Raw genomic sequence first — 16,763 nt, forward strand, 5'->3', positions numbered from 1 at the left:
GGTAAGGGTATTTTCAATCCTTTTGAATGGAAATATAATTCTTGCTAACCAATCCAATTTTCATTCTGGATACCAGGCTCCGGTTATCAATCACACTATCGTGGATTTCCCAACAATCCCATAGAGGATGGAAATTTCGGTTATGCAGTTCATATCTATCTAGGATATTGGGGATTGGATAACAATGACCCAACGACCTTCAGACTCAACTGGAACCAAACATCAAACCTATATCTGATATAGCCCCGATAGCCATTACCGAAATAGATTGGGGGCCGGAACAATACGGTGTGTGGGGAAAAGTTGGCTTAACAGGAACTGCCGGTAGATATGGGTTTGTAGCAAATTTCAAAATGTTGGGCGATGGATCAGGAAACGTGAGTTGGAATCTGCTTACGCCCGAAAAACTTATAGAAAGAGGTGATCTCAATGGAGGTATAGCTTATGATGCTGACCCCGAGGCCTGTGCCTATCCGGTATTCAATTGGTTCAGGGAATATGCCAAAACCAAAAATATCTGTGCTGGATCCTAGCAAATCCTAAATCAATTCCTCTCAATATTAGGGTAAGGATAAGGACTCAATTTAGAAAAAATTATATACTCATACCTATTTAACACAAACCTAACGACCTATTTACCTCAAACCTATTATACCTATCAACTTTAACCAATGCAAAACCCATTGAAAGCTATGAAAAACAACCAAATAAGAAATCTTACCTTTCTCATGTTTATCCTCACCTTGATGGTTGGCGTAAGATATGACCTCAAAGCACAAAATACCGAAAGAGGACTCAAGGATGCATTTGAAGGTAAATTCCTAATAGGAACTGCTTTAAATGGCGGTCAGATCAATGGTAGGGACGAGGCCTCATTAGAGGTGTTAAAAACCCATTTTAATTCCATTGTTGCAGAAAATGTAATGAAAAGTGGCCCAATGCAGCCTCGAGAGGGTGAATTCAATTTTACTGATTCAGACAAATTCGTGGAACTTGGAAAGGCCCATAACCTCTATATCGTTGGCCATACCTTGATCTGGCATTCCCAGGCACCTAGGTGGTTTTTCACCGATGACGAAGGCAAAGATGTTTCCAAAGAAGTATTGACCAAACGCATGGAGACCCATATCAAGACCATTGTCGGAAGATACAAAGGTCAGGTCAAAGCCTGGGATGTGGTCAATGAAGCCATTTTGGATGATGGGTCGTGGAGAGATAGTAAATTTTACCAGATTTTAGGAGAAGACTTTATGAAGCTTGCATTCCAGTTTGCCCATGAGGCAGATCCAGATGCAGAGTTAAATTACAATGACTACTCCATGGCTATGCCAGGAAAAAGGAGTGGAGTAGTTAAGATGGTACAAAATCTTCAAAAACAAGGAGTTAAAATTGATGGCATCGGTATGCAGGGCCATATTGGTCTTGAGCATCCTGAGATTGAGGAATTTGAGAAAAGCATATTGGCTTATTCCAACCTTGGTGTAAATGTGATGATCACTGAATTGGATATGTCTGTACTCCCGTCTCCCAGAAGGAACGTAGGCGCTGATGTAGCGACTTCATTTGAATATCAACAAAGTATCAATCCATATGAAAAAGGCTTACCAGCCGATGTACAAAAACAGTTCGATGATCGCTACGTGGAGTTTTTCAAGCTATTTTTGAAACATCAGGATAAAATTTCAAGGGTGACCTTATGGGGAATTGCAGATCAGCATTCTTGGAAAAACAATTGGCCGGTAAGAGGCAGAACAGATTATCCATTGTTGTTTGATAGGGGTTTTCAGCCAAAAGCTGTTGTCGCTGATTTGATTAAGTTGGCCAAAAAGTAAATGAGATCGGGTTACGCTTCATACCGAATTTCCAACATTTTAAAATGTTCATAATAGGTAATGACATCAGGTTTCTTCTACCTACGGCAGGCAGGCGTCATTCCGAGGTTCGAGGAATCTCGAGAGGTCCTAATTATGTTCATTTTATCATTTACTGTTCCTCATGAGATGCTTCTCCCGATAGCCATCGGGATCAGCATGACGTCATCTCCGATATATGTCATTGTTAGCAATATTGACCTTATGAAAAGTCCAGCAATCATAATTTTTACCTTTTTGTTCACTCTGATCGTTGGCTCGACCCACGGTCAAAGTAAAAAAGCCCTCAACCCCATCATCCATGCAGATGTCCCTGATATGTCCATGATAAGGGTAGGGGATACTTATTATATGAGTAGTACCACCATGCACATGGCACCGGGAGTTCCTATCATGAAATCCAAGGATTTGGTGAATTGGGAGATCGTCAATTATGCCTATGATGTGCTCGATACCAATGACCTCTTGACACTCTCAAATGACAAAAACAGCTATGGCAGAGGTTCTTGGGCAAGTTGCCTCCGATTTCATAAGGGAACTTATTATGTTTCCACATTCTCTGCCAGTACCGGAAAAACCCATATTTACACTACTAAGGATATTGAAAATGGACCTTTTAAGTCTATCGCATTTCCACCGTCCATGCATGACCATACATTGGTTTTTGAAGAAGACAAAGTCTTTTTGATTTGGGGAGCGGGCGAGCTTACTATGGTAGAGTTAGAGTCTGACCTTTCTGGTGTAATAGCCGGGACTGAAAAGGTCCTGATCGAAAATGCAACTGCTCCTGCTGGCAGCAATGTTGGTTTGCCTGCAGAAGGCTCACAAATGTTTAAGGTTTACGGGAAATATTACCTTTTTAATATTGCATGGCCAAAAGGTGGGATGCGAACCGTAATAGTCCATCGGTCCGATAACCTCCATGGTCCTTATGAGGGCAAAGTAATGCTTCAGGACAAAGGTGTGGCACAGGGAGGCTTGATTGATACCCATGATGGAGATTGGTTTGCATACTTATTTAGGGATAACGGGGCAGTAGGTAGGATTCCTTATCTGGTACCAGTGATATGGGAAGATGGCTGGCCTGTGTTGGGAGTAGATGGAAAAGTACCCGATGAGCTGGAATTGCCCAAGAATAAAAGCTTGATCCCGGGAATTGTTGCCTCCGATGATTTTGAAACAAAAAATGGAGATGAATCACTTCAACTTGTGTGGCAGTGGAACCACAATCCTGATCCGGATCATTGGTCTTTGAGCGCAAGAAGTGGACACCTTCGGTTAACCACTAGCCGCGTTGATCCCGATTTTTTACATGCCAAAAATACCCTTACCCAGCGAACTATCGGGCCTGTTTCATCAGGCATTACCAAAATCGATGTCAGTGGCATGAAGGATGGAGATGTGGCAGGACTGGCGCTTTTGCAAAAGGATTATGGATTTGTAGCTGTCAAGGATGAAAAGGGGAAAAAGAACATCATACAAGTATTGGCACCTGATGGGAAGGAAGATGTAGTAGCCGAATTCCAACTTGGACAGAATACAATTTATTTCAAAGCGGAGTGTGATTTTAGGAACCGTAAAGATGTGGCTAATTTCTATTATAGTTTGGATGGAAAAAATTGGAAACCAATCGGGACTGAACTGAAGATGAGATATACATTACCCCATTTTATGGGTTACCGGTTTGGTCTGTTCAATTATGCCAGCAAAAATCCAGGTGGTCATGTTGACTTCGATTATTTCAAAATTGATAATAAAATAAAATTCTAATTCCCGATAAAAAAATTGATTACATTATTAAATAAAGCTTTAAGCATTTTACATAGTGAATATGGAAAGATTAAAAATATTATATAATAGAATCCTAGTTAGGTTTTGCATCATAGCTTTATCCATTATTACTTTCAGCTGTGACTCTATAGAGGAAGTAGACCCTGTTGTAAATGATCCTAAAGATCAAGATGATGACAAGGATGAAGAAAAGGATGAAGAAATAGTAGCCATTCCGCTTAAAGAACTGTTTAAAGATTATTTCCCCATCGGTGCAGCGATTACCCCTCATCATGCGGATGCTAATACGGATCACGGACAAGCATTGATCAAGCATTTTTCTAGCGTTACTGCTGAAAATGTTATGAAACCCGATGCCTTGCAGCGGAACAAAGGTGTGTATACATGGGACGGTGCAGATAAAATTGTTCAATTTGCAAAAACAAACAACATTCAGGTAAGAGGACATGTCTTGACTTGGCATTCACAGACACCTAATTGGATGTTTTATGATCAAGATGGAGTGCTTTTGTCAAAGGAAGTTGCCTTAGATCAATTGGAAGATCATATCACTGCTGTAATGTCAAGGTACAAAGGAGATGTATATGCTTGGGATGTAGTGAATGAAGCTTTGTTTGATTGGGATCCTAATGGAGAAATAATCTATCGTGAAGATTCTCCATGGTACAAAATGTTTGGAGAATCCTATATTGATTCAGCGTTTGTTTTTGCCCACAGAGCGGATCCAAATGCCAAGCTGTTTTATAATGATTATAACTCCATCTTCAGCTGGAAAAGGTACAAGATCTACAATCTGGTCAAAAGGTTGAAAGACAATAATATCCCTATTGATGGTTTAGGTATTCAGGGACATTGGTTTGTGGGAACATCCGAAGAGAATATAAGAACCTCACTGGATTTGTTTAGGGGGTTGGGGGTTGAAATTCAGATTACTGAGTTGGATCTGCCGGTGTACCTGTCAAATGAGGAACCGGGGTCTACTGTATATACAGAGACATTTTCTGCCAGGCAAAAAGAGGCTTACAAGATGATATTTCAAATCTTTTTGGATTACAGCGATATCATTACAAACGTGACCTTTTGGGGAATAGGTGATGACGCATCTTGGCTCGACAAACCGGGAAGAAAGGCTTTTCCTTTTTTACTGGACGAAGAATTACAGCCTAAGCCTGCTTACTTCGAAGTCCAAAAGTTACTGGATTAGTGAGTACAAACCTGAAGTTTAAATTCAGGATTCACGATACTTTCATAAATAATACGCCACGGCGCAGTAGTATCAATCAATATCAAACCTGCCTGCAGCAGGCAGGTATCAATTAATATCTGATCTTATTCATTTTGATAGTTGAATAAGTAAGTAGCAGAATTAAGTACGGAAATTTAAATAACTTGAATCCACATAAAAACATAAACAATGAAGAATCAGCACATATTCCTCTTCGCGGTATTGATGTCAGTGTGTTCCACCACTGATGCATTCAGCCAAAAGAAGGCAAAAAACCCACCCATATTTACCCAAGTTGTTTACCAAGGAGACGATCAGGTCTACAGGGACAATCCATTGAAGGAAGGTGAATTTTATAATCCCATTTTACAGGGCTGTTATCCTGATCCATCTATTACCAGAAAGGGAAATGATTATTACATGGTGCATTCCTCCTTCGCTATGTTTCCAGGAGTGCCGATTTTCCATTCCAATGATTTGGTAAACTGGACACAGATAGGCCATGTATTGGATCGCAAGTCCCAATTGAAAGTGCATGACACAGGTATCAGCGCAGGGATCTTTGCTCCGGATATTATTTACAATAAAAACAATGATACCTTTTACATGATCGTTACTCAGTTTGCCGGAGGATTCGGCAATATAGTTGTTAAGACAAAAGATCCAAAGCAAGGATGGAGTGATCCTTATAAACTGGATTTTGGCGGAATAGATCCGGCTTTGTTTTTTGATGACAATGGAAAAGCCTATGTTGTCCACAATGATGCTCCGGATAGAGGGAAGGAACTGTACAATGGTCATAGGGTGATCAAAATCTGGGAGTATGATGTGGAAGCGGATCAAGTCATAAAAGGCACTGACAAGATCATCGTAGATGGTGGTGTTGACATCACCCAAAAACCGATTTGGATAGAAGCCCCTCATATCTATAAAAAGAACAATAAATATTACCTGATGTGTGCAGAAGGTGGCACCGGAGGTTGGCACAGTGAGGTGATATTTGTAAGCGATGACCCTAAGGGCCCATATATTCCTGCGCCAAGCAACCCAATTCTTACCCAAAGGTATTTTAACAAGGACAGAAAAAACAAAGTGGACTGGGCAGGGCATGCTGACCTTGTTTTAGGTCCGGATGATAAATATTACGGTGTATTTTTGGGCATCCGTCCCAACAACAAAGACAGGGTGAATACCGGAAGGGAAACCTTCATACTACCTGTAGATTGGTCAGGTGAGTTTCCGGTATTTGAAAATGGCCTGATTCCAATGGAACCCAAGCTTAAGATGCCCAAAAGTGTAACTGAGAACAAGACAGGAAAAGCCGGATTTTTTCCAAACGGAAACTTTACCTATACAGAGGATTTCAAATCCGATAAATTGGATTACCGATGGATTGGTTTGAGAGGCCCACGCGAGGAATTCATGTCCATCACTAAAAAAGGTATGGAAATAAATCCGTTTGAGGTAAATATCAAAGAAGTCAAACCAACTTCTACCTTGTTTTACAGACAGATGCATAAGGAATTTTCCTTTACCACTACCTTGGATTACAAACCTGCTTCCGAAAAAGATTTGGCTGGATTGACCTGTGTACAAAGTGAAAAATTTAACTATGTATTTGGACTTACCAAAAAAGGGAATGATTTCTATATCCTGCTTGAGCGAACTGAAAAAGGAGCATCAAAAATCCTGGCCAGCCAAAAAGTGGACATCAACGGCCCGATCAAATTACAGGTCAAAGCATCACATGATGATTTCGAGTTTGGGTACGCCTTGAGCGGCAATGACTTCACAACGCTTGGAGGAACCGTTTCAGGTGATATACTTTCCACCAACGTGGCAGGAGGATTTACGGGTAATTTGATCGGATTGTATGCGACAGCAGCAAATGATGCGGTGCCGGAGTGAGGAGGTTTGGAAAGGATGAAGGTGGAGGGATGAAGGATGAAGGGACAAGGGACAATCTCACAGATCAATGAATTATGGAAGGTAATTTAAGGAAAAAGGCTTTGCCTTGTCATACCGACGTAGGAGGAATCTAATGCTGCTCAGACAATAATGCCTGAGAAAATGGATGGCCCATGGAATGGGATTAGTGTCTTTAGATGGTAAATTTCTGAAAAAAAATAAAAGTCTTTGTGAACTACTCGGGTACACGGCAAAAGAATTTATTAATCTCACTTTCCAAGAAATTACACATCCTGATGACTTGGAAGGAGATCTAGAAAATGTATATAAGCTAATCAATGATGAAATAGAAAACTATCAGATTGAAAAGCGTTATTTCACCAAAAGCAGCAATGTGATCTGGATCAATTTAAGTGGATCAAAAGTAAAAAACCTTGATGGAACCTTTAAGTATTTTATAGCTCAAATTGAAAATATTACGCCAAGAAAAAATGCTTTTACTCAAATAACAAAACAAAACCTTAGGATTCAGAATATTTTGGAAGGTACCAATGCAGGAATTTGGGAGTGGAATGTGCAAACAGGCGAAACAAATTTCAACGCTCGATGGGCAGAAATGATTGGCTATACACTTGAAGAATTGGAACCTATCAGTATTAAAACTTGGGAAAAATCCGTCCATCCTGAAGATGCTCTTATAGCAGAACAAAACCTTATCGCCTGTTTTGAAAAAAAGTCTCAGTAATGGATATTTCAAACATTCAGACAATAGTGAAGAATGTCAATCCGGGTTTCTTCGGTTTTATAGGCTATCTGGGTGTAATTATGTTGAGCGGAACGCCTGTTATATGGGCTTTTGAAGGTAATAAAGAGGCTTTGGGAATGCTAGAGGCTGCGGGAGGGCTTATGGCTATATCGGCACCATTTATTTTAGTTAAGGAAATTGGACGAAAGAAAAACATGGAGAGCAAATGGAAAATATGTACACAATAGTTGCCGCTAAACTAGACATAGGATAGTGAGACTGAATAGAAATTACCTCCTAATATTCACGGTTTTCTCAACTATGTTTTATACCTACTGCCACCTAACTTTAAATTGAAAGTATATAAATCAATAAAAGACCCTAGGTTTCAATTAATTAAAGTAGTAAAAACAGACAAAAATTCAATAAAAATATTGCTACGGCAGTAAAACACTGGTTTTACATCACACAAATCAAATATTACCTCGTTAGATCTCATTTTGCCGTAACGAAAGAATTCAATACCTCACCGATAATACTCCCTATATTTTTAATTATCTTTTAAATAAGCGGGTGCCAAAATAAGAAATCCAAAGATACAGTCAGCTTAGAAGGTCTGGACCCCTTATGGGTGTAGAATATGTTTGGTTTGAACTGGGTGTAATCTGCAATTACACCATAATATCCTTCCAATTACCTTACCTCTCGTCATATTTTTAAAAACAAACAAAGCTAATTCTATTGTCTTCTAGATGGTCTCTATATTTTTACCATCAGTTTGAAACTTAAAAACATTCATAAGATGAGAATTAAAGTATTATTAGGTTTTTTGTTATTTCTACTTATTTCATTTGCAGCTAAAAGTCAGGACAGCACTGCTATCAAACAATCGTCTGGAATGGACCTGAGTTTGGAAGGAATGATTGGTGTTTCTTTTGGAAATAATTTTTATTCAGTGAATGTTGGAGGCCCAGCTTTGTTTTTGGTTTTGAATAAAAACTTGAAGGTCGGTATTGGTGCATTGCCATCACTCTACTCATTAAATGGCAAGTTAGGTGCAAGGTTAGGTGTATCACCAAGAATCGATTACAAAAATCTAGTCTTGATTGCACCGTTTTTTCACAGAGATACAGCAGATCAATGGGTATGGTCAGTTGGCTTTGGGTATAAATTCCATAAGAAATAAATTTCCTGAATTTTAAATCCCTTTAAAAGTAGTCCCCACTGCCAAAGCAAGGAAACCAATCAGCAAAAGCGTGAAACTATGTTCTGATAAATATTGAACTTGGGTAAAATGTCCAATAATGCCAAGTATACCGCAGATCAATCCTATAATCCAGGTAATTTTCATTGGTGCTGAAGGTTTCATATCAATATTTCAATGATGGGTGAGAAATAATTTTTTACGTAGGATCAAACATAGCTTAGGTTTACGGATATTCAACACAATTCAATCAAAATTAGATTATTTAGGGCTTGTCAATGGGTGGCAGACATAGTATGTTTACAATAGTAAGGCGTAGTTGCAAACTAAACCTTGCACAAACGCCAAATAAGACACAAATAGAGGCATTATGTGTATAAATCGGGTTACTGGTCTGACCGATGTAAATTATTAATTCGTTTAGATTTCTACAACTCAACAATCGCCTTGATCACTTTACTTTCCGGCAACAATAAACTTTCAAATTTCTCAGGCAGATCCTGAAATGCCATCCTGTGGGTTATCCAAAGGTCGGTGTCAATTTTTCCTTCCTCCACTAATGTAATGATCTGATCAAAATCCACTCCGAGTGCATTTCTACTGGCCATCAGGGTGATTTCTTTTCTGTGAAACAGTGGGTCAAAAAATGTGAAATCTCCTTGAAATAGACCTATAAAAACTATCTTTCCACCAAATGCTACATAATCAAATGTGTTTCTCATGGATTGGGGATTTCCTGTGGCATCCATCACCACAGTTGGCAAATCTCCCTCAAAAGCATCTCGGATATCATCGACAACCTTATTTGATTTGGCATTGATGAGGCCTGTTAAATCCAGATTTGTTTTACAAAATCCAAGTCGCTCCTCATTGATATCCATCACTGCGACTTTTGCCTGTTTGATTTTGGCAAACTTAATGGTTGCCAGTCCAATAGGACCTGCACCGATTACCAAGACTTTGTCCTCTTCTGTTAACTCGGCCCTCTAGACTGCATGGCATCCTATACTCAGCGGCTCGATCAGCGCTAATTGCTCATAAGTCAGTTTGTTGGATTGGTGGAGGTATCTGGAAGGTAACTTGATATATTCCCTCATACCCCCATCCGCATGGACCCCGAAAACTGAAATATTTTCACCACAGTTGGTTTTCCCCCTCCTCACTGCCTGATCACTTCCAAAATTGAAGTAAGGTTCTACCGAACACCTGTCTCCAACAACTACATTTTTTACGGAGTTTCCGGTTTCGATTACTTCCACCCCAAGTTCATGCCCTAGGATTCTCGGGTAAGAAAAGAAGGGCTGATTTCCACGAAATGCATGCATGTCGGTACCACATATCCCAATCCTATGGACTTTAAGCAAAGCTTCGTCAGGTTTTAATTTAGTATCCAGATCAAGTTGTATGTGTTCAAGTTGCTCGGGCTTATTTAAGATTATTGCATTCATTTTGATAAGCTGTTAAATTGAGATAATTTCGATTGGTCCACGGGTTTAAACAACATCTTGGAAAACATATACAGTCCATTTTTCCACACTTTGAAATCATGGCCTCCTGGTTCTATGTAATAGATATGGGGGACATTGTTTTTTACAAGGTATTGATGGGTACGCTCACTGAAGCGAAGGAGGTTGTCCGCATCACCACAGGAAATCCAAAGTAATTTCAGCTTTTCCCTTGCCGCTTGAGGATCTGGAACCAAAACCTCCGGTGCTTTGGTGTTGGGTGCGGAAGAAAATCCACCCACCCATGCGAATTTGTCAAGGTTACCTAAGCCAAAATTCAGGGATTGGCCACCACCCATGGAAAGCCCTGCAATGGCACGGTTTTCACGGTCTTTCAGGACAGGATATTTTTTCTCGATAAATGGAATCAGGTCATTCAACAGATCTTTCTCGAAAGTTGCAAATGCTTCCACTTTATCCGGGGACATGATATTTCCTGTTGCACGGTCATCTTTCATGGCCCGGCCATTTGGCATGACCACAATCATGGGTTCAATCTTACCATCAGCATAGAGGTTGTCCAAAATTACCTGCGGACTGCCATGGTTGAGCCACTCTTTTTCGTCACCACCGATACCATGCAGCAGGTATAGGACAGGATATTTTTTGCTTTTGGAAAAGGAAGGGGGTGTATAAACCAATGCCTGTCTTGTCACACCGACAGTTTTGGATTGGTAGCTTATGGTATCGATTTTTCCTTTGAAAATGTCAGTTCTGACAATGTCGAATGCTTCAGGTGCTTCTTTTTCGAAGTCCTGAGCATGGACAAATCCAAATCCAAATGAAAGGACTAGAAGGAGGGGAATTATTTTCATCATGGGTCTAGGTTTTAATAGGTTTAATGTTCAAGTATACTAAGCATTTTTTCACCGTAACGTGCGCCGAGTTTACGGTAACCTTCAGCGGAAAAATGTAGCCCATCAGAAACTGCTTCACAGTCTTCAGATGAGATCACATGTGCATTTGGGATTAATTCTGGGAGTCTATTGATAATGGGATTCATGCTTGCACATTTACCACCTTGAGCTTCATCTACAAGTTCACCTGCCAATAGCGGAACGGATTTTTGATCAAGTCCAAGATCAGCCAACAAATTGGTGTACACATCCTTTACCTTACTTGGCCATGTGGTGTCACCTGTATTGGACTCACCCTGATGCAACAGAATACCTTTGATGATTCCGTCCTTTTGAGCCAACTTCGCCATTTCTACCAATCTGCCATAAGGATTCCCATCGTATGCATCGATCATATTTTTCATCCAAGCGGGCGCATCAGCGGTATAGGTTTCATAATTATCTTTGTCAAAGAGTTCGATTTTGCAGCCTCCGACCGAGACATTGATAACGGCAACTTTGATGTTTTCCGGTAATCCAGCAACCAAAGTCCGGCCAAAATAATCCGTTGGGGTCAGTCCGGTATTGCATCTGGTTAATGGCGGGACAGCATCATACCAGTTTCCTTTTTTCCTATTTAAGTTATCACAATCCACCACTTGCATGACCTTAAACCTGGGGTTTGCAATAGTGTCTACAGGCTCAAATTTAGAGTGTCCTTCCATGTTGGATTGTCCGAAACTTAAGAATATGTAGAAATCAGGATCCTGTGCATAACTACGTGTCCCAATTAAGATCATGGTTATCAGTAAAATGAATGTTAACTTCAAGTTGAATTTCATATTTTGTGGTTAAGTTTAATTTATATTGAGAGCAATAAAATTATAGAGAGATTTTTGAATTTGGGACTTTGATAGTTGTACAATTTGAACTCAATTTACATTTTCAATTTCAAATAGTGTCATTTATACACTAAAAGTATTATGAATGGTTAATTGATCTTGTAACTACCTTTGTAAAATGATAGTATCCCCATATATTTAAAGTTCTTAAAATCCTCAAAACCGTTATCTTAGTCCATAAGATCTTATATTGAAAATAGAAATATCCTAATTCCTGATTTGAGGAAAAAAGGGTGATTTGTTGAAACCCTATAGTAAAACATTAATGAACCCAAGAAAACCATTCTACATTATCGCACCGATATTTTTCGGGATTCTTATTTTGGTAACATTTTTGTCCTGCCAGAAGGAAGTTTCAAAAGAACACTCCACATGGACCCATTATGGAGGAAGTCCAGACCAATCCAAATTTTTTGTTGGGGCTGAAATTACCAAAGTGAACGTATCTCAATTAGAAGTGGCTTGGATATATCCTACTGAGGATGAGACGCCCTATTTTTTCAGCCCCATCATAGTAGATTCTGTGATGTATGTCATGGGTAAAAGTTCCTCACTTATTGCCCTCAATGTAGAAACAGGAAAGGAAATTTGGATTCATTCAAATTTGAATGGTTTAACAAGAAGGGGTATCAACTATTGGGAAAGCAAGGACAAAAAAAACAGACGCCTAATCTTTACCATCAACAACACCATTCAGGCTATAGATGCTGTCACAGGGCAATCCATCATGGATTTTGGGACGGAAGGCTATGTTGACCTAAGAGTAGGAGTGGATCGCGATCCTACCTCTATCAGGAGGATACAGCCCATGGTGCCCGGGGTGATTTATGAGGACCTGTTGATCATAGGGTCAGCACCCGGAGAAAATTACTTTTCTCCTCCCGGTCATGTCAGAGCATACAATGTGGTGACAGGCAAGATGGAATGGATATTTCATACCATCCCGCATCCCGGTGAGTTCGGATACGAAACTTGGCCAAAAGATGCCTACAAATATGTAGGAGGGGTGAATGTTTGGAGTGAGATCACGGTGGATACCGAAAAAGGGATTGCCTATCTTCCCGTTGGCTCACCTACTTATGACTATTATGGTGCGGATAGGAATGGAAGTAATCTCTTCGGGAATTCGATTGTGGCTTTGGATGCTAGGACAGGAGAAAGAATTTGGCATTACCAAACTGTCCACCATGATCTTTGGGATTATGACCTATCACCTGCCCCACAATTGTTGACCATAAACAGAAATGGTAAAAAAATAGATGCTGTGGCCGTGGCCACCAAACATGGTTTTGTGTTTGTGTTTGATAGGGTGACAGGTGAACCCCTATTTCCCATTGAGGAAAAACCATTCCCACCCAGTGAGATGCCTGATGAGAAAGCTTGGCCTACACAGCCTATTTCCTCGCTTCCAAATTTTACCAGAAATGAGGTTACCAAAGCAGCTCTTAACCCTTACTTTCCCGACAGCATCAAACAAGCTTGGTACAAAAGATTGGAAGAAGGCAAGTCAGGATTGTATGTTCCTCCATCAGATAAATATGAGACCATCATGATGCCCGGTGCATTGGGTGGTTCTAATTATGGCAATTCGGCAGCAGATCCTGAAAAAGGTATGATGTACATTCTTACTCAGGAACATGCCTCAATTTACAAACTCAATAAAGTAGAGCCTCCGAAGATTGATTTATCCATAAACGAAATCCAAAGGGTAAAAGCACTGTATTCTTCGACTTGCCAAACCTGTCATGGCGTGGACATGGCGGGAGGAGTGGGGCCGTCCCTTATTAATGTAGGACAGCATGTATTCTATGATGAATTTAGAAGTACAGTAATCAACGGAAAGGGACAGATGCCAGGATTTGTCCATGTGGATGAAGAAACATTGAAAGCGATGTACCGATATTTGGGCGGTAATCCTATGAGTTTTAACTTTAGAAGAAACCAAGAGCCAACAACTCCAGAAGGACCTGTGGTGGCTTCAGGTGGCGCTAAAATCAAACCAGATGAAAAAAAGGCCGCTCCTACTTCAGAATATCCCGAAGGAGTGGACCATCCAGCCGTTCGTTACACCACGGAATATGGACTGGAGTGGCCCGGACTGGCAGCACCTCCATGGTCATCCTTGGTGGCTTATGACCTCAATGAAGGTGCCATAAAATGGAAAAAGCCTGTGGGTCAGGATTCTTTATACGTACAAGGTGATCAAAGTAAGGGGGCTCCGGGTGGAGTTCTGAGAAAGGGAATGATCGTGACTTCCTCAGGGATAGTATTTTCTACCGCAAAGGGAGGAAAGCTATATGCATTCGATGCGGATAATGGAGAACTACTTTGGGAAGAAACGTTGAGCCAAGAATCAAATGCACAGCCAAGTATGTACATGTTGAATGGTAAACAATATCTGGTAATCAATGCTACTTCCAATTTTGCAAAGGATAGTTATGACCATTCCAAAAAACCTGGGGCATTGCCCAAAGCATATGTGGTGTATGCTTTACCTGAGAATAAGTGACAAAACAACATCCTAGATAAGAATCAAAAAAATAACCAAACCCATAAACCTATGAAACGATTAATCATTTTGGTAGCCATGGCATTGGCTTTTCAGGCCAATGCCCAGTCCCTTAAGGATAGAATTATCCCTAATGATGAGACCAAATACAGGGAATTGTCTGGGGTTCATGCAGGAGCAGGGAAAATGGGTTTTACCCAATTGATAGGGAGAAACGACCTGGCTTCAAATTTTCTTTATTTACATGCAGGACGCATTCAGGGAAAATCCGGCATTGGTCATCATTTCCATCATAGCATTGAAGAGATGTTTGTAATCTTGGACGGGGAAGCAGAGTTTACTGTTAACGGGAGGACTTCCAAAATCAAAGCCCCGGCAGTAGTACCCTGCAAGATGGGAGACTCCCACGCCATATATAATTCCTCTGACAAGGCCTTGACCTGGCTCAACTTTGCTGTAAGCCGCACCAAGGGAAAAACTGATAATTTTGATCTAGGTGATACCCGTGTTGGAGCAATCTTAGATCCTATACCCACATTTGTCCATGGTCAATTGGAAAAAGAAAAACTTAGATCGGATAATCCTGCTTATGGGGGAGAAGGGGTATTGTACCGTCGAATCCTTGGTCCGGAGATTTTCAGTACCGACTGGAATCATGTGGACCATGTCATCATTCCTGCGGGAAGTAAAGGCATCTCTAGAAAATTGGAAGGTTTTGAAGAAGTCTATTATGTGACCAAGGGCAAAGGAACAGTAGCCATTGGGAATGATATAGGAAACTTTAAGGCGCATGATGCTTTTTTTGGGTCATTGGGTGAAAATTTGAGTTTTGCCAACGAGGGTAGTGAGGATCTTGAATTTTTGGTAATTGGAATAGCTCCTGCAAAACATGATTTAGGAAAAGCATCTATAGATACTAAAGCTATTGCCCTACAAATGGAATTTGTGGTAGCCAATGAAAATGCCAAAGCTTTTGAGGAGATGTTTCATTCCATATATGTTCCTGCCATGGTCGTGCAACAAGGTTATTTGGGTTCAAAACTTCTACGTCTTTTTCCTGAGAACATTTCAAAGGAAATCCAAGCAGAACCTACCACCTACAATTACCAGATTATGATTTCTTTCGATACAGAGGAAAATCGCAGAAAATGGGTGGCAACCAAACAGCATGAAATAGCCTGGCCTGCAGCTGCTGATCTTGCAAAGGAATTCAAATGGAAGGGATATGAAGTGATGGGAGATGATGATGTCAGGTGAAGTTGCAAAATTCACATATATTGGGATTAAGGGGGATTCAAGAGTTACTTGAATGGCAATATTCTCAAACGCAAAAAAACTAAAGTTTTAACATTATGAAAAATATTATTCTTTTCTTATTCCTTAGCGCATTTTCAATGCATGGCATTCTATCAGCCCAAACCATTTCCAATGAAGAAATGATCTTTCTCACTTCGGAATGGATGGGAGAAAGGTTTGCTGATGGCAGGCCGAAAATACCAGATGAGCTATTGGAAAGGGCCAAGCATATCATGGTGGACGATGCTTGGAATGCTTTGAGAAATGAGGGATATGTTAATCAATATGAAGGTGGATGGAAAATGGTAAATGAGACGTTGATGACAGGACGTGCAGTCACAGCTATGTACCTACCCAGCAGGCCAGATGTTGAGCGAAACATCAAGGAGAGAGGTGCCAAACAAGGTAGGAAAGGTAATACCAATGCCTGGCCAATAGATATACTTACTCAAGGTGATCTATATGTAGCTGATGCTTTCGGGAAAATTGGAGGCGGCCCCATTATGGGATCTACCTTGGCCAATTCCATTTACAGCAAATCTGGCAACGGGGTGGTATTCGATGGTGCTTCCCGGGATTTGCAGGAGATCAGGAATATTCCGGGATTCAATGCATTTGTGCGGGATTTTCATCCTTCATTTACGGAGGAAATGGTCCTGATGGGACTTAATACGCCGATTCGGATTGGGAATGCCATTGTACTTCCCGGAGACTTGGTGATTGCAACAATCGAAGGAGTATTATTTGTACCTGCACATTTGGCGGAAGAAGTGGTCTCTGTTGCGGAATTTGTGGTCCGCAAAGACCAATTTGGTTACGAAATGGTGCGGAATAATATTTACAGTACAGGTGAAATTGACAGCCAATGGACGGCTGAAATTAAAGTAGCCTTCCTGAAATGGCTTGAGAAACATCCCGAACTCGGCAGCATGACCCGTCAGGAATTGGATCAGATGATGAGTAAGAGGACG

General features: G+C 40.6%; 15 protein-coding genes and 1 pseudogene. 11 read left to right on the forward strand and 5 right to left on the reverse strand.

The window, feature by feature from the left end; translation table 11 throughout:
• Positions 1 to 290 precede the first annotated feature (290 nt).
• The 8 genes from ACEW8U_RS09655 (at position 291) to ACEW8U_RS09690 (ending at position 8,726) form a co-directional block, all read left to right on the forward strand.
• Entirely contained in the window at positions 291 to 533 is a 243-nt protein-coding gene (locus tag ACEW8U_RS09655; protein ID WP_373521833.1) for a hypothetical protein, read from the forward strand.
• A gap of 159 nt (positions 534 to 692) precedes the next feature.
• Positions 693 to 1,832, forward strand: a complete 1,140-nt coding sequence (locus ACEW8U_RS09660; RefSeq protein ID WP_373521834.1) for an endo-1,4-beta-xylanase — start codon at positions 693 to 695, stop codon at positions 1,830 to 1,832.
• Positions 1,833 to 2,075: 243 nt separating this feature from the next.
• Positions 2,076 to 3,641, forward strand: a complete 1,566-nt coding sequence (locus tag ACEW8U_RS09665; protein ID WP_373521846.1) for a glycoside hydrolase 43 family protein — start codon at positions 2,076 to 2,078, stop codon at positions 3,639 to 3,641.
• Positions 3,642 to 3,702: 61 nt separating this feature from the next.
• Positions 3,703 to 4,866: an endo-1,4-beta-xylanase gene (locus ACEW8U_RS09670; RefSeq protein WP_373521835.1), complete on the forward strand. Its 1,164-nt coding sequence runs from the start codon at positions 3,703 to 3,705 to the stop codon at positions 4,864 to 4,866.
• Between the two features lie 246 nt (positions 4,867 to 5,112).
• Positions 5,113 to 6,795: a glycoside hydrolase family 43 protein gene (locus tag ACEW8U_RS09675; protein ID WP_373521847.1), complete on the forward strand. Its 1,683-nt coding sequence runs from the start codon at positions 5,113 to 5,115 to the stop codon at positions 6,793 to 6,795.
• A 178-nt stretch (positions 6,796 to 6,973) separates the two neighbouring features.
• Complete coding sequence (locus ACEW8U_RS09680; RefSeq protein ID WP_373521836.1) at positions 6,974 to 7,540, forward strand: PAS domain S-box protein; 567 nt, start codon at positions 6,974 to 6,976, stop codon at positions 7,538 to 7,540.
• Complete coding sequence (locus tag ACEW8U_RS09685) at positions 7,540 to 7,788, forward strand: hypothetical protein (RefSeq protein ID WP_373521837.1); 249 nt, start codon at positions 7,540 to 7,542, stop codon at positions 7,786 to 7,788. The genes ACEW8U_RS09680 and ACEW8U_RS09685 overlap by 1 nt, the downstream gene beginning before the upstream one ends.
• Positions 7,789 to 8,342: 554 nt before the next feature.
• On the forward strand, positions 8,343 to 8,726 hold the full coding sequence (locus ACEW8U_RS09690) for a hypothetical protein (protein WP_373521838.1): 384 nt from the start codon (positions 8,343 to 8,345) through the stop codon (positions 8,724 to 8,726).
• 12 nt (positions 8,727 to 8,738) lie between these two features.
• Here the strand turns inward: ACEW8U_RS09690 and ACEW8U_RS09695 are convergent, their stop codons facing one another.
• From ACEW8U_RS09695 to ACEW8U_RS09715, 5 genes and pseudogenes are all read right to left on the reverse strand, one after another.
• Positions 8,739 to 8,891, reverse strand: a complete 153-nt coding sequence (locus tag ACEW8U_RS09695; RefSeq protein WP_373521839.1) for a hypothetical protein — start codon at positions 8,889 to 8,891, stop codon at positions 8,739 to 8,741.
• A 281-nt stretch (positions 8,892 to 9,172) separates the two neighbouring features.
• Positions 9,173 to 9,700 (reverse strand): zinc-binding dehydrogenase, encoded by a 528-nt coding sequence (locus ACEW8U_RS09700; protein WP_373521840.1) that lies wholly within the window; start codon positions 9,698 to 9,700, stop codon positions 9,173 to 9,175.
• Between the two features lie 30 nt (positions 9,701 to 9,730).
• Complete coding sequence (locus tag ACEW8U_RS09705; protein WP_373521841.1) at positions 9,731 to 10,192, reverse strand: alcohol dehydrogenase catalytic domain-containing protein; 462 nt, start codon at positions 10,190 to 10,192, stop codon at positions 9,731 to 9,733.
• 5 nt (positions 10,193 to 10,197) lie between these two features.
• Positions 10,198 to 11,067: pseudogene (locus ACEW8U_RS09710) on the reverse strand (alpha/beta hydrolase); the annotation flags it as partial.
• 20 nt (positions 11,068 to 11,087) lie between these two features.
• Positions 11,088 to 11,927: a sialate O-acetylesterase gene (locus tag ACEW8U_RS09715; RefSeq protein ID WP_373521842.1), complete on the reverse strand. Its 840-nt coding sequence runs from the start codon at positions 11,925 to 11,927 to the stop codon at positions 11,088 to 11,090.
• Between the two features lie 325 nt (positions 11,928 to 12,252).
• On the opposite strand from ACEW8U_RS09715, the gene ACEW8U_RS09720 reads away from it, so the two are divergent.
• The 3 genes from ACEW8U_RS09720 to ACEW8U_RS09730 form a co-directional block, all read left to right on the forward strand.
• The gene (locus tag ACEW8U_RS09720; RefSeq protein WP_373521843.1) at positions 12,253 to 14,496 is read left to right on the forward strand and encodes a PQQ-binding-like beta-propeller repeat protein; all 2,244 of its coding nucleotides are present in this window, start codon (positions 12,253 to 12,255) and stop codon (positions 14,494 to 14,496) included.
• Positions 14,497 to 14,547: 51 nt separating this feature from the next.
• On the forward strand, positions 14,548 to 15,753 hold the full coding sequence (locus ACEW8U_RS09725) for a cupin domain-containing protein (protein WP_373521844.1): 1,206 nt from the start codon (positions 14,548 to 14,550) through the stop codon (positions 15,751 to 15,753).
• Between the two features lie 95 nt (positions 15,754 to 15,848).
• Positions 15,849 to 16,763 (forward strand): RraA family protein (locus ACEW8U_RS09730; protein WP_373521845.1); only part of this gene is annotated, 915 nt, incomplete at its 3' end.

Origin of the sequence: Aquiflexum sp. (assembly GCF_041751335.1) — a bacterium.
Classification (GTDB): domain Bacteria; phylum Bacteroidota; class Bacteroidia; order Cytophagales; family Cyclobacteriaceae; genus Aquiflexum.